Genomic DNA, 14,036 nt, shown 5'->3' with positions numbered 1-14,036 from the left:
GTCCCCGTTCAGATCGGCTCGTCCAACCCGTTTTGCACCTGCTCGGCCGCGCGCAGGACGGCGCGCGCCTTGGCTTCGGTCTCGGCCCATTCGGCTTCCGGGCTGGAGTCGGCCACGATGCCGGCGGCCGCCTGCACATAGAGCGTGCCGTTCTTGATCACGCCGGTGCGGATGGCGATGGCCACGTCCATCTCGCCGCCGTAGCTCAGGTAGCCCGCCGCGCCGCCGTAGATGCCGCGGCGCACGGGTTCCAGTTCGTCGATCAATTCCATGGCGCGCACCTTGGGCGCGCCGGTCAGCGTGCCGGCGGGGAAGGCCGCGCGCAGCACGTCCATGCTGGTCATCTCCGGGCTCAGGTTGCCCGCCACGTTGGAGACCAGGTGCATGACGTGCGAATAGCGCTCGATGGCCATGGTGTCGGTCACCTTGACCGAACCCACCTCGGCGACGCGGCCGACGTCGTTGCGCGCCAGGTCGATCAGCATCACGTGCTCGGCGATCTCCTTGGGATCGGCGCGCAGTTCGGCGGCCAGCGCGGCGTCTTCCTCGGGCGTGCCGCCGCGCTTGCGCGTGCCGGCCAGCGGGCGGATGGTGATCTGCGATTTCTCGGCGCCCTGGTCGACCACGCGTTCCTGCCGAACCAGGATTTCGGGCGAGGAGCCCACCACCTGGAAGTCGCCGAAATTCCAGAAGTACATGTACGGCGACGGATTCAGGGACCGCAGCGCGCGATAGAGCGACAGCGGCGCGTCGCGGAAGGGCTTGGCGATGACCTGGCCCACCTGCACCTGCATCAGGTCGCCGGCGGCGATGTATTCCTTGGCGCGGCGCACGGCCGCCAGGTAGTCTTCCTTCTTGAAGTCGCGCCGCTCCTCGGTCTGCATGCTGGCGTGGCTGTACGGGATCTCCACCGGCTTGCGCAGCTTGGCGCGCAGTTCGCGCAGGCGCCGCTGGGCCTGTCCATAGGCCTCGGGCTGGCGCGGATCGGCGTAGACCATCAGGTAGATGCGGCCCGCCAGGTTGTCGACGATGACCAGTTCGTCGACGTGCAGCAGCATGATGTCCGGCGTGCCTTCGTCCATGCCGGCGGGGAAGGGCTTGACGGCCGGGCCCAGGCGCGGCTCGATGTGGCGGACCGTGTCGTAGCCGAAATAGCCGGCCAGGCCGCCGGCGAAGCGCGGCATGCCCGGGCGCAGCGCCACCTTGAAGCGGGCCTGGTATTGCTCGATGAAGGCCAGCGGATCGCCTTCGTGGGTCTCCACCACCTGGCCGTCGCGCAGCACCTCGGTCAGCGTGCCTTGCGCGCGGATCACGGTGCTGGCGGGCAGCCCGATGAAGGAATAGCGGCCGAAGCGTTCGCCGCCGACCACCGATTCCAGCAGGCAGCTCATGCGGCCGCCCTGCGGGCCGGCGTGGGCCAGTTTCAGGTAGATCGCCAGCGGCGTATCCAGGTCGGCGTAGGTCTCTGCCACGAGGGGGATGCGGTTATAGCCTTCCTTGGCCAGCGCTTTGAATTCCAGTTCGGTCATGTCGGTCTCGGGTGGGGTTTCGTTGCCGGCCGGGCGTAGTAAACAGCAAAAAGCCCGGCCATCATCTGGTTCCGGGCTTGGGGATCGTCCTGCTGTGCGCGGCGCCGTACGAATACGTTCAGCGCGGCGCGTCGGTCATCGCCACCCGGAAGACAAACGCCACCAGCGCCAGGTGGCGCGAGCGGGTTGCGACAGGGTCAGGGCGATCATGATCGTTGACGTTTGCGAGTGTGGGGTGCTGCTTTCAGGGTGGCCGCCGCGGGAGCATGGAGCCCGGCCGCGGCGCGTGGCCGGCATCAGGCCGTTTTCAGGACGGCGCCATCGCGCGCGATCCAGTCGGCGGCGTCGACCAGCGTGGCAACTATACCATCGACTTCCAGCGTGCGCACGTCGACGCCTTCGTTGTAGCCGTAGGGCACCACCAGCACGCGGGTGCCGGCGCCGCGCCCGGCCTGGGTGTCGTTCAGGGAGTCGCCGATGGTGACGGCGTATTCGGGCGCCACGTCCAGCAGCGCGCAGGCATGCTGCACGGGCTGCGGGTCCGGCTTCTTGCGCTCGCAGGTGTCGCCGCAGACCACGGCCTGGAAGAAACCGGCCAGGCCGGTGCGTTGCAGCAGGGGCAGCGTGAACTCGGTGGGCTTGTTGGTGACGACGGCCAGCTTCAGGCCCAGCTCGCGCATGGCCTTCAGGCCGTCGAGGACGCCGTCGAACACCACCGCCTTGTCGCCGTTGACCAGGTGGTAGTGGCGGTAGAAGGACTCGCGGGCGCGCTGGAACAGGGCTTCATCGCAGGCCTCGCCTTCCAGCGAGGCGGCCAGCGTGCGGCGCACCAGGTTATCGACGCCCTTGCCGACGAAGGTGGCGATGACGTCCTCGCGCAGGACGTCCATGCCCAGTTCCACGCGCATGGCGTTGGCCGCCATCGCCAGGTCGGGAATGGAATCGAGCAAGGTCCCGTCGAGGTCCAGCAAGGCGGCGCGGAAGAGGGTCATGGTGGGATTCCTGTACAGGAGGCGTTGAGGGGGAGGCGAGGGCCGCGCTGTCGTGAAGGACCGGCGGTGCGGCGTGGCTGCGGGTGGCGCGGCGGCGCGGCGTTCAGGCCGCCAGCGTCTTGGCGCGCGCCAGTTCCTGGCGCATGGCGTCGATGACCGCCTTGTAGTCCGGCTTGCCGAAGATCGCCGAACCGGCGACGAAGGTGTCGGCGCCGGCGGCGTGGATCTGCGCGATATTTTCCACCTTCACGCCGCCGTCGACTTCCAGCGCGATGTGGTGGCCGCCGGCCTCGGTCCAGCGGTCGATGCGGGCGCGCGCCTGGCGCAGCTTGACCAGGGCGTTGTCGATGAAGCTCTGGCCGCCGAAGCCGGGGTTGACCGACATGATCAGCACCAGGTCCAGCTTGTCCATCACGTAGTCCATGTGCTCCAGCGACGTGGCCGGATTGAAGACCAGCCCGGCCTTGCAGCCATGGTCGCGGATCAGCGACAGGGTGCGGTCGATATGCCGCGTGGCTTCCGGGTGGAAGGAGATGATGTCGGCGCCGGCCTTGGCGAACTCGGGAATCAGGGCGTCCACCGGCTCGACCATCAGGTGCACGTCGATCGGCGCCTTGACGTGCGGCCGGATGGCCGCACAGACCATGGGGCCCATGGTGAGGTTGGGCACGTAATGGTTGTCCATGACGTCGAAGTGGATCCAGTCCGCGCCGGCCTCCACGACGTTGCGGACTTCCTCGCCCAGGCGGGCGAAATCGGCGGACAGGATGCTGGGGGCGATGCGGGGGGCGGGGGTCAGGGACATGATCGGCGGCGCTCGTGCAAGGAGAACGGACAGCGGGGAGGGCGGCGGGAATTCGGGGGATAATGTGCCATTATTGCAGTTTGCCGCGGCGGACGCGGCGGGCGGGGCGGCCTCCTGGCCGCGCCGCGCGTTCCTCCCCGTTCCGCCGGGCGCGCAGTCAGGCCATCTGGAGAGCCGGAAATCCCGTGAAACCTTATGATCTTTCCGTGACTGTCGAGCCGCGTTTCGTGCCCGACCAGTCCGACCCGGGCGAGCAGCAATACGTGTTCGCCTACACGGTCCGTATCACCAACACCGGGCAGCACCCGGCGCAGGTCATCAGCCGCCACTGGATCATCATCGACGGCAACGAGCGCGTGCAGGAAGTGCGCGGCCTGGGCGTGGTCGGCCAGCAGCCGCTGCTGGCGCCGGGCGAGACCTTCGAATACACCAGCGGCTGTCCGCTGCCTACTCCGGTCGGCACCATGCGCGGCACCTACCATTGCGTCGGCGAGAACGGCATCCCGTTCGAAGTGGCCATTCCCGAATTCCTGCTGGCGATGCCCCGCACCCTGCATTGAAAGCGCCTTCGCGTCGGCCTCCCGACCCCGGTCGGGGCAGGCGCCGGCCGTGTGCGCCCGCATGGCGCGACCGGCCGGCCCCGTGGCCGGCCCTGGGCCTGGATCTAACCGTATGCCTCAGAACTCCCGAAGATTTACCCGCATGAAGCGTTTCGTTTTCCCGGCCTCGGGCCCCGCCCGGCCGGGAACGCCCTCCGCGGCGGCCGGCGATGCCGGGCGCGCCGCGTGGGGCTCCCTGGCCGGGGCAACCCTGCTGGCCGCCAGCGTCCTCCTGGCCGGCTGCTCGGCCCTGCAGTCCGAACCGGAAAGCCCCGAAACCCCGGCCGGGCCCGCCGTGGCCGCGCCGGAGAGCCCGCTGACGGTGCCTCCCCTGTCGGCCCTGCCGGACACCGCGGCGCGGCCCCTGGCCGGCCGCTTCCAGCGCGTCAACTACGCCGACCTGCCGCGCTGGCGCGATGACGACCTCGCGCATTTCTGGCCGCTGTTCCTGCGCAACTGCAAGGGCCTGATGCGGCCCACCTCGGGCAGCCTGGCCGTGCCCGCGCGCGCGGCCCCGCGCGCCTGGCAGCCGGTCTGCGCGGCCGCCATCGACCCGGCCCGCATGCCCGCGGCGAACGATCCCGAAAGCGTGCGGCGCTTCCTGCAGACCTATCTGCAGCCCTGGCGCCTGCTGGGCGCCGACGGCAAGCCGGCCGGCAATACCGTCACCGGCTACTACGAGCCGCTGGTGCGGGGTTCGCGCACCCAGGGCGGCCTGCACCGATGGCCGCTGTACGCGCCGCCGGCCGACCTGCTGACCGTGGACCTGGGCGCCATCTACCCGGAACTGGCGGGCAAGCGGGTGCGCGGCAAGCTGGACGGCAAGCGCGTGGTGCCCTACGACACCCGGGCCGCCATGGAGGCCAACCCGGCGCGCCGGCCGCCCGCGCTGGTCTACGTCGACGATCCCGTGGATAACTTCTTCCTGCAGGTGCAGGGCTCGGGCCGCGTCCTGCTGACGGACGGGCCGGACGCCGGCAAGGTCATACGCCTGGCCTATGCCGATCACAACGGCCAGCCTTATATGTCGATCGGCCGCTGGCTGGTGGAAAAAGGCCAGATGACCGCCGACCAGGCGTCGATGCAGAACATCCGCGCCTGGGCGCAGCGCAATCCGGGCCGCGTGCAGGAAATGCTCAACGCCAATCCGGCGGTGGTGTTCTTCCGCGAGGAGCCGGTGACGGATCCCGAGCTGGGGCCGCGCGGCGCCTACGGCCTGCCGCTGGCGCCGCGCCGCTCGGTCGCGGTCGACGCCAGCTTCGTCCCGCTGGGCACGCCCGTTTTCCTGGACACCACGATGCCGGCGTCCGAGCAGCCGTTCGACCGCCTGGTGTTCGCCCAGGACACGGGCACGGCCATACGCGGGGCGGCGCGCACCGATCTCTACTGGGGCTACGGCGACGAGGCCGGCCAGTTGGCGGGCCGCATGAAGCAGCGCGGCCAGATGTGGGTGTTGTGGCCCAAACAGGCAGGGGAGCCGTCGGCGCGATGAGCAAGGAAATTCTGGTTTGCGGCGCCGGCATCGTCGGCCTGGCCACCGCGCTGGCGCTGGGCAGGCGCAAGCAGCCGGTGGCCATCCTGGCCCCCGCGCCCGCGCCGCTGCCGCCGGCCGGCGACCCCTACTATCCGCGCGTGTACGCCATTTCGCCGGCCAGCCAGCGTTTCCTGGCCGAGCTGGGCATCTGGGACGCGCTGCCGGCCGAGCGCATCATGCCGGTGCAGGCCATGGAAATCCATGGCGACGCCGATGGCGGCGTGACGCTCGACGCCTGGCAGGCGGCCGTGCCCCAACTGGCCTGGATCGCCGAGTCCAGCGAAATCGAGCGCGTGCTGATGCAGGCCGCCCGCCTGTCGGGTATTTCCTGGATCCAGGACCGCTGCGTCGGCTATGAGAACGGCGCGGTGCTGACCGAGCAGGGCGGCCAATTGCGCGCCGACCTGGCCATCGGCGCCGATGGCGCGGGGTCGCCCCTGCGCGAGGCCGCCGGCCTGCGGCAGCAATCGCGTCCCTATGACGACATCGCCCTGGTCACCCATCTGGACGCGGAGATCGCGCACCGGGGGACCGCCTTGCAATGGTTCCGCGAGGACGGGGTGCTGGCGCTGCTGCCGCTGCCGGACAGCGCGCGCGGCCCCCAGGTTTCCCTGGTCTGGTCCCTGCGCGCGGCCGCGGCTCGGGTCATCCTGGCGCTGCCACCGGCGCAGCAGGCCGCCCGCCTGGAGGCCGACCTGGCGCTGGCCACCGGCGGCCGCCTGGGCCGGCTGGCCGTCAACGCGCCGGTGCACGGATTTCCGCTGTTCCTGGAGCAATCGCAGATGATCGCGCCCGGCGTGGCCCTGGTGGGCGACGCCGCGCATCGGGTGCACCCGCTGGCGGGCCAGGGCTTGAACCTGGGGCTGGGCGATGCGCTGGCGCTGGCAGAAGCGGTTGCCGGCCGCGAATCGTTCCGCTCCGCCGGGGATATCCGCGTATTGCGCCGCTATCGCCGCGCCCGCGCCGAGCCGCTGCTGGCCATGCGGGTGGCTACCGATGGGCTGCATCGCCTGTTCGGCAGCCGCGCCGCGCCCCTGGCCTGGCTGCGCAATACCGGCATGTCCTGGGTGGACCGGACGCCCGCGCTCAAGCGCCGCCTGATCGCGCAAGCCTCCGGGCTATGATCGGCATGCAAGGGCCGTGAATAACCGGGGCCGGGGATGCCGCCGGGCGCTGAACCGCGCCGGGGGATCGGTGTCCAACCCCTGTGTCCGCCGGGACCGGGGGCTCGGTATCGCCGCCGTGCTGCCGCTATAGTGGCGCCGTATGTGGCGCCGTATCGGCGGCCCTGTATTGCTCCGGTATCGCCCCCGTGGCGCCGCTGTCTTGCCTATCTTGTTTGGGAGATGTAATGAATTTTCGATGCTGGTCCGCCGTCGCGGCCCTGGCGGCCGCGTTGGCCCTAACGGCGCCCGCGCAGGCGCAGGACAAGACCGTTTCCACGCAATCGGCGGGCCAGCCGGCCGCGGCCGGTGAAAAGGTCACCGGCACCGGGCAGGCCGGCGCGCCGGGCAGCAAGGTCTACGGCACCGACCGGCCGGCGCCCGCCGGCGCCAAGACGGTCGGCACGAGCCAGATGCGGGGCGCGGCCGATCCGGTGGACGATGCCGTCAAGAACCGTTTCGCCCAGCGTTTCCCGGACATGCAGGTCACCGCGGTGCGCCGGACGCCCTACGGCCTGTTCGAAGTGCAGATCGGCATGGACCTGGTCTACACCAACGAGGACGTTTCCTGGGTGATGGAAGGACCGCTGATCGACGCCGCCACGCGCCGCGACATGACGCGGGCCAGCCAGGAGAAGATCGGCGCCGTTCCCTTCGACCAGTTGCCGCTGGACCTCGCCATCAAGCAGGTGCGCGGCAATGGCGCGCGCAAGGTGGCGATCTTCGAGGATCCCAATTGCGGCTATTGCAAGCAGTTGCGCCACACGCTGGAAGGGCAGACCAACCTGACCATCTACACCTTCCTCTACCCCATCCTGGCGCCGGATTCCAAGACCAAGACGCGCGACGTCTGGTGCGCGTCCGACAAGGCGGCCACCTGGGACGACTGGATGCTGCACGGCAAGACGCCGCCGACCGCGAATTGCAACGCGCCCGTGGACAAGTTGCTGGCGCTCGGCCAGAAGCTGATGGTGCGCGGCACGCCCACGCTGTTCTTCGCCAACGGGGCGCGCGTCAGCGGCGCCCTGCCGCTGGAGGAATTGCAGGCGCGCCTGGACGCCAAGTAGCCTGAAACGCTCGCACCGAATCCAAATCTACGAGACTGCCCATGATGCGCCGACCACGAGCGGCGCCGCGCTAAGGGAAGCTCAGTACCGGCAACCTGCCCCGGCTCGCGCCCCTGATTTTTCCCTTTCCAGGAGACGGTTTTGAATATCGCGATTCTTGACGACTACCACGGCGTCGCCGCCGATTACGCCGACTGGTCGGCGCTGGGCCCGCAAGCCAATGTGCGGGTCTTCCGTGAACCCCTGCCCGAAGCCGAGCGCGCCAACGCGCTGCAACCGTTCGACGTCATCGTCATCATGCGCGAGCGCATGCCTTTCCCGGCGGCGCTGGTGAATGCCCTGCCCAATCTGCGCCTGCTGGTCACCACCGGGCTGCGCAACAACGCCGTCGACATGGCTGCCTGCAAGGCGCGCGGCGTCACGGTGTGCGGCGCGCCCGGCGCGAGCAACGCCGTCAACGCCACCGCCGAACTGGCATGGACGCTGATCCTGGGCCTGTTCAAGAACCTCTGCGCCGAGGACGCGAACATGCGTCGCGGAAGCTGGCAGACCGGCATGCCCGTGCCGCTGGCCCGCAAGCGCCTGGGCGTGCTGGGCCTGGGCAAGCTGGGCCAGGCGGTGGCCCGCGTCGGTAAGGCCTTCGACATGGACGTCGTGGCCTGGAGTCCCAACCTGACGCCGGAGCGGGCGCAGGAGGGCGGCGCGACCTACGTGAGCAAGCAGGATCTGTTCACCACCTCGGACGTCGTCAGCGTGCACCTGATCCTGTCGGACCGCACCCGCAACGTGGTCGACGCCGAATGCCTGCGGGCGATGAAGTCCAGCGCCTTCCTGGTCAACACCTCGCGCGCCGGGCTGGTCGACCAGGATGCCCTGATGGACGCCTTGCGCCACAAGCGCATCGCCGGCGCGGGGCTGGACGTGTTCAGCGTGGAGCCCTTGCCGGCCGACGATCCGGTGCGCAAGCTGGACAACGTGGTGCTGACGCCTCACCTGGGCTACGTCAGCGAAGACAACTTCCGCGCCTTCTACGCCAACGCCGTGGCCGCCATCCAGGCCTGGGCGGACGGCAAGCCTATTCGCGAACTCTGAGAGCCCGGATAGCCCGGGCGCCGCTCAGGCCATCTGCACCCGCGCCTGCATCGCATCCGTCTCGTCCGGTTCGGCCGGGGCGGCCTCCTCGGGCGGCGGCGGCGCGGTGCGCTGCCGCAGGTGCACCGCATGCTCGGCCTGGCTGTTCCAGATGCCGGCGTGCACGCGGGCCAGCACCACGGGGTCGTCCAGCAGCTTGATCTTCTGCGGCTCGGTCAGCACGTCCACGCCCAGGTCCAGCACGCGATCCACCTGTTGCCGCCGCTGCGCTTCGTTCAGCGCGTTGGGGCGGTGGCGGCCGCCGGCCATGGCGCAGGCCAGGGCGTTGACGGTCGGGTTGGCCACCGCATCCTCGAAGGTGGGGATGTGCGCCACGCCGCGGTTTTGCGCGGTATAGCGCCGGGTGGCCTGCAGCTCGGTCGGCGGCTGGGTTTCCTCGGGAATGCGGAACAGCCGGTTCAGGTAGGCGCGGCGGCCCAGGTCGACGCGGCTGGAGAACACCGACAGCGGGATGATCAACAGCAGGGCGGCCAGGATGGGCGCCATCCACAGCAGGAAGACCGGGTTGAGCCACGCCACCAGCGCGGCCCAGCAGATGCCCAGCAAGGTCTGGCCGCCGTGGCGCTTGAAGGCGTCGCCCCAGGTCGTCTGGTCGTTGTCGCGCGCCGGCGAAATCCACTTGGCCGACAGGCCCAGGAAGGCCGCCACCACGAAGCGCGTGTGGAACAGCATGCGCACCGGCGCCAGCAGCATGGAGAACAGCACTTCCAGCAGCATGCTGCGCAGGGCGCTGGCGCGGCCGCCGTAGAGGCGCGCGCCGCGCGCCCAGACCAGCACCACGCCCAGGATCTTGGGCAGGAACAGCAGGACGAAGGTGGTCGAGAACAGGGCGATGGCCTTGTCCGGATGCCATTGCGGCCAGATCGGGAAGAGCTGGCGCGGCTCGACGAAGTACTGCGGTTCGGTCAGCGTATGCACCGCCAGCAGCGCGGTCGACAGCAGCAGGAACAGGAACCACAGCGGCGCCGACAGGTAGGACATCACGCCGGTCAGGAAGACCGCCCGGTGCACCGGGTGGAAGCCGCGGATGAAGAACAGCCGGAAGTTCATCAGGTTGCCGTGGCACCATCGCTGGTCGCGCTGCAATTCCTCCAGCAGGTTGGGCGGCAGTTCCTCATAGCTGCCCGGCAGGTCGTAGGCGATCCACACGCCCCAGCCCGCGCGTCGCATCAGGGCCGCTTCGACGAAGTCGTGCGAGAGGATGGCGCCGGAGAACGACCCCTTGCCCGGCAGCGGCGCCAGCACGCAGTGGCGCATGAACGGCGCCAGCCGGATGATGGCGTTATGCCCCCAGTAGTGCGATTCGCCCAGTTGCCAGTAGTGCATGCCGGCCGTGAAGAGCGGGCCGTAGACGCGCGTGGCGAATTGCTGGATGCGGGCGTACAGGCTGTCCATGCCGCTGGCCTGCGGCGAGCTCTGGATGATGCCGGCGTCGGGGCTGGCTTCCATCAGTTGGACCAGTTTCTTCAGGCAGTCGCCCGTCATCACGCTGTCGGCGTCCAGCACCACCATGTAGCGGTAATTGGCGCCCCAGCGGCGGCAGAAGTCGTCGATATTGCCGCTCTTGCGCTTGACGCGGCGGCGCCGGCGCCGGTAGAAGATGCGGCCGAAGCCCTGCACCGCCTTGCACAGCTCGACCCAGGCACGCTGTTCGGCCACGCAGATGTCGGCCTTGTAGCTGTCGCTGAGGACGAAGATATCGAAGCGGTCCAGCGAATCGGTCTGGGCCAGCGATTCGTACGTCGCCCGCAAGCCGGCGAAGACGCGCGACACGTCTTCGTTGCAGATCGGCATGACGATGGCCGTGCGGGCGCCGGGCTCGATGGCCTTGTCGTCGACGCCGCGCGCCGAGATGCTGTAGCGGTCGCGGCCGATGAGCAGTTGCAGGAAGCCCATCATGGCGGTCCAGAAGCCGGCCGACACCCAGCAGAACAGCAGGGCGAACAGGAAAAGAATGCCGACTTCGAGGATCTGCCTGCCCTGGTAGGGCAGCACGCCTTTCATGTAGTAGGTGGCGATGACCGTCTGCACGACCACCAGGAACAGCAGGGCCAGGCGCCGGCGGCTGCCGGCCTGGCGCCAACGCGGGTCCATGCTCGGGCTGACGGCGTTGTAGTCCTCCGCCGTGCTGGGGGCCTGGCCGCGCAGGCGGCGCCAGCCCCGCACCAGCGGGTTGGTGATCCAGGGTTCGGGCGACATGGCCGTGCGGTTCAGCGGCGGCGCCGAGGGCAGACAGATGCCCGCGGTCTCGGTCTGGGTCGCGCGCTGGGCCGCCTCCTGGTCCACCGCGTCGCCGGCCGCGAGCCGGCCGCGCGCCGAGGCGGCCACCACGTCGCCGGCCGGCGGTGCGCCGTCGGCCAGCCGGCGGTGCACCGCGGCCAGGGGCGCGTCGCCCGCGCCGGCGGCCTCCGCCGCCAGCCGCTCGAACGCCTCGCGGTTTTCGGGCGGAAGGGACAGGCGGTTCAGGTAGTCGGAGACGTCGTCCAGGGAGGGGGGATTATTTTGCTTCAGGTTCATTGGGCAGGCGGTAGCTCCAGGTTTCCGACAAGGGCGCTTGGCCGTTGGTCAGGAAAGCCCGCATTTCCACCGGTTTGGTCGGGTCTTTCACATTCACCCGCAGCGTCAGGCGGCGGCCGCCCGTCACGCTATTGGGACGTACGCTGTTTTCGACGATCTGGCCGTTGCCGTCGACCCAGGTGTCGGCGGTGATGGTGGCGTCCGCGGGCAGCGACTTGAGCGAGTCGCCGACGAAGTCCACCACGAAGGTGATGCTGCCGTCGGAGCGGCGCACCAGGTCCGCGCCCTTGACTTCGTCGCGCGAACGGCGGGTCTGCATGACCCACGCCAGCGGCGTGGTGTGCGCCTTGCTGTCGTTCATCGTCCAGGTCATGCGGTAGTCGGCGTCCAGCGGCTCGCCCTTGCCGGGCGGCTTCTCGGGCACCCAGAAAGCGACGATGTTGTCATTCGTTTCATCTTTCGTGGGGATCTCGATCAGTTGCACGCTGCCCTTGCCCCAATCGGTCTTGGGCTCGATCCACAGGCTGGGCCGCTTTTCGTAGTGATCGTCCAGGTCCTCGTAGCGGCTGAACTCGCGGCCGCGCTGCAGCAGGCCGAAGCCCTTGGGATTTTCCGCCGAGAAGGCGCTGACCTGCAGGCGGCGCGGGTTGTTCAAGGGACGCCACACCCATTCGTCGTTGCCGGTGTGGATGGCCAGGCCATCCGAATCGTGCATCTCGGGGCGATAGTTGGCGACCGGCGAAGGCTGGTTGGAGCCGAACAGGTACATGCTGGTCAGCGGCGCCACGCCCAGGCGGCCCACCTGGTCGCGCAGGAAGATGCGCGCCTTGACGTCGATCACCGTGTCCTCGCTGTTGGGCCGCAGCACGAAGCGGTAGGCGCCGGTGGCGCGCGGCGAGTCGAGCAGTGCGTAGATGGTGAGGTAGTTGTCCTCGGGGGCCGGACGGGCGATCCAGAATTCGCGGAAGCGCGGGAATTCCTCGCCCGAGGGCAGGGCCGTGTCGATGGCCAGGCCGCGCGCCGACAGGCCGTAGGTCTGGCCCTTGCCGATGACGCGGAAATAGCTGGCGCCCAGGAAGGAGGCGAGTTCGTCGTCCTTCTTGTCCGGGCTGTTGACCGGGTACAGCACGCGGAAGCCGGCGAAGCCCAGGTTCTTCAGGGCGGACGGGTCCAGCTTCAGGCTGCCGTAATCGAAATCGTTGGGATCGAACTGGATCTCATGCACGCCGGCGGCGTCGATCTCGTTGATCTTCACGGGGGTATTGAAGTGCATGCCCTCGTGATAGAAGTTCAGTTGGAACTTGGTGCCCGCCCCGCGCCAGTGCAGGCGGTCGTTCTTGAAGCGCACCTGCTGGTAGCCGGCGAACTTCAACTCCTGCAGCGAATCGGGCAGGTTCGGCTCGGGCGCCTTGTAGCTTTTGTCGGCCAGTTCCCTGGCCTGTTTCATGACATCGAAAAACGAGAAGGCGCGCGCGGACTGGGCGACCCCCATTCCGGCGAACATGGCCGTCGTTAAGGCAAGAGCAGACAACGCGCCGGTCAACCGGCGATAGGAAAGCGAGAACACGTGGGTCGGCCTCTGGCTCCGGAAGGTGGGAAGGATGTTACAGCGCGATTTTTGCACAATGTCCACGGTGATTGGGCTGGCAGGCCGGGAATCGTGAAATAAATTCTTGCGAGGCGTTATCCCTTACTTCAGCGCGCCGGGGCGGCGGACGAGGCGAAATCCGCCGGATCGGGAAGGCCATCCGATAGGCCCGGGCCCTGGGTCGGCCGGCGCCCGAGCGGGCCATGCCGCGGCCGCGTGGGGCGCAACGAGAAGGCCGCGCGAGGCGCGGCCTTCGTCATCCTTTGTCATGTGGCGGTCCGGTCCGCCGCCCGGCTGCCTACTCGTCGAAATCCCCCGTGCCCAGGGGCGTGATGCCATCGGTGGGGGCGTTGAGCGCTTCCTCGGCCGCGGCGCGGATGCGTTCGCTGCCGCGTTCGAAGGCCTTGAGCAGGGCGCTGCCGGTGCCGTCCTCGGCGCCGAAGCATTCCCGCAGGGCATCGCCGGAAATTTCAAACTTGCGTGGCTCGCCCTTGACGGTCAGGGAAAAGACGATGTCGTCGTCCTTGACCTGGGCATTGGTCGCGCTGGCAAAAGTTCCCATATTGCATCTCCCGTGCGTGAAACGAACACCATGCGCGTCGCCGCGAGGCGTGCGCATGATGGTCAGAAACGGGCCGCCGCCGGCCGTGGACGGCGCCAGGGCGACGGCGCTCCCCGCGCTTAGCGGGAGCCGCCGGTGGCGGGGGCGGAATTGCTCGGCCCGGCCATATTACCCCCGGCGCCGGGGTTCGTCGCGCCGGAGTTCGGCACGCCCGGATTCGTCGTGGCGGGATTCGCCATGCCGGGATTCATCGTGCCCGGGCTCCTGGCGCCGCCCGATGTGCTGCCACGATGGGTGGCATTGCCGTTGCGGGCGCCCGTGGGCGCGTGGGCGCCGGAGCTCCTCGCCGCCGGATTCGCGGTGGACGGGGGGACCGGGGTGACGGGAGCGGTGTTCGGCGGCGTGGCCGTGGTGGAATTCGGCGTGCTGGGCACGGCGGGGGTCAGGCTTTGCGCCTGCGCGGCGCCCGCGGCGCAGAACGAGGCAATGGCCAGGGTGGTGGCCAGGCGGCGAAGCTTCATGTCTATC

At 69.2% G+C, this 14,036-nt stretch carries 12 protein-coding genes; 5 read left to right on the top strand and 7 right to left on the bottom strand.

Annotation, left to right across the window (positions count from 1 at the left end):
- Positions 1-8 precede the first annotated feature (8 nt).
- From trpE to rpe, 3 genes are all read right to left on the bottom strand, one after another.
- The gene (gene trpE / locus CAL29_RS28900; protein WP_094856310.1) at positions 9-1,529 is read right to left on the bottom strand and encodes an anthranilate synthase component I; all 1,521 of its coding nucleotides are present in this window, start codon (positions 1,527-1,529) and stop codon (positions 9-11) included.
- 296 nt (positions 1,530-1,825) lie between these two features.
- Entirely contained in the window at positions 1,826-2,521 is a 696-nt protein-coding gene (locus tag CAL29_RS28895) for a phosphoglycolate phosphatase (protein ID WP_094856309.1), read from the bottom strand.
- A gap of 103 nt (positions 2,522-2,624) precedes the next feature.
- Positions 2,625-3,326, bottom strand: a complete 702-nt coding sequence (gene rpe, locus CAL29_RS28890; protein ID WP_094856308.1) for a ribulose-phosphate 3-epimerase — start codon at positions 3,324-3,326, stop codon at positions 2,625-2,627.
- A 185-nt stretch (positions 3,327-3,511) separates the two neighbouring features.
- Here rpe and apaG point away from each other — a divergent pair, with 185 nt between their 5' ends.
- The 5 genes from apaG to CAL29_RS28865 all read left to right on the top strand — a co-directional run bounded on the left by apaG (position 3,512) and on the right by CAL29_RS28865 (position 8,781).
- Positions 3,512-3,886, top strand: coding sequence for a Co2+/Mg2+ efflux protein ApaG (apaG, locus tag CAL29_RS28885; protein ID WP_094856307.1), 375 nt, complete (start codon positions 3,512-3,514; stop codon positions 3,884-3,886).
- Between the two features lie 142 nt (positions 3,887-4,028).
- Positions 4,029-5,417, top strand: a complete 1,389-nt coding sequence (gene mltA, locus CAL29_RS28880) for a murein transglycosylase A (protein WP_256977788.1) — start codon at positions 4,029-4,031, stop codon at positions 5,415-5,417.
- Positions 5,414-6,583, top strand: a complete 1,170-nt coding sequence (locus CAL29_RS28875; protein WP_094856306.1) for a UbiH/UbiF family hydroxylase — start codon at positions 5,414-5,416, stop codon at positions 6,581-6,583. The genes mltA and CAL29_RS28875 overlap by 4 nt, the downstream gene beginning before the upstream one ends.
- A gap of 227 nt (positions 6,584-6,810) precedes the next feature.
- Positions 6,811-7,689, top strand: coding sequence for a DsbC family protein (locus CAL29_RS28870; protein ID WP_094856305.1), 879 nt, complete (start codon positions 6,811-6,813; stop codon positions 7,687-7,689).
- 141 nt (positions 7,690-7,830) lie between these two features.
- Positions 7,831-8,781, top strand: coding sequence for a D-2-hydroxyacid dehydrogenase family protein (locus tag CAL29_RS28865; RefSeq protein WP_094856304.1), 951 nt, complete (start codon positions 7,831-7,833; stop codon positions 8,779-8,781).
- A 24-nt stretch (positions 8,782-8,805) separates the two neighbouring features.
- Here CAL29_RS28865 and mdoH read toward each other — a convergent pair whose 3' ends face one another.
- The 4 genes from mdoH to CAL29_RS28845 form a co-directional block, all read right to left on the bottom strand.
- The gene (gene mdoH / locus CAL29_RS28860; protein ID WP_094856303.1) at positions 8,806-11,358 is read right to left on the bottom strand and encodes a glucans biosynthesis glucosyltransferase MdoH; all 2,553 of its coding nucleotides are present in this window, start codon (positions 11,356-11,358) and stop codon (positions 8,806-8,808) included.
- A complete protein-coding gene (locus CAL29_RS28855) occupies positions 11,339-12,850 on the bottom strand; it encodes a glucan biosynthesis protein G (RefSeq protein WP_373559842.1) in 1,512 nt (503 codons plus the stop codon). The genes mdoH and CAL29_RS28855 overlap by 20 nt, the downstream gene beginning before the upstream one ends.
- Before the next feature lie 394 nt (positions 12,851-13,244).
- Positions 13,245-13,508 carry a DUF1488 family protein gene (locus CAL29_RS28850; RefSeq protein WP_094856301.1) on the bottom strand — a complete coding sequence of 88 codons (264 nt, stop codon included), beginning with the start codon at positions 13,506-13,508 and terminating at the stop codon, positions 13,245-13,247.
- 119 nt (positions 13,509-13,627) lie between these two features.
- Positions 13,628-14,029 (bottom strand): hypothetical protein, encoded by a 402-nt coding sequence (locus CAL29_RS28845; RefSeq protein ID WP_143277771.1) that lies wholly within the window; start codon positions 14,027-14,029, stop codon positions 13,628-13,630.
- Positions 14,030-14,036: the final 7 nt, after the last annotated feature.

Source organism: Bordetella genomosp. 10, assembly GCF_002261225.1.
Lineage (GTDB): Bacteria > Pseudomonadota > Gammaproteobacteria > Burkholderiales > Burkholderiaceae_B > Bordetella_C.
This window is presented reverse-complemented; position numbering and strand designations above follow the sequence as displayed.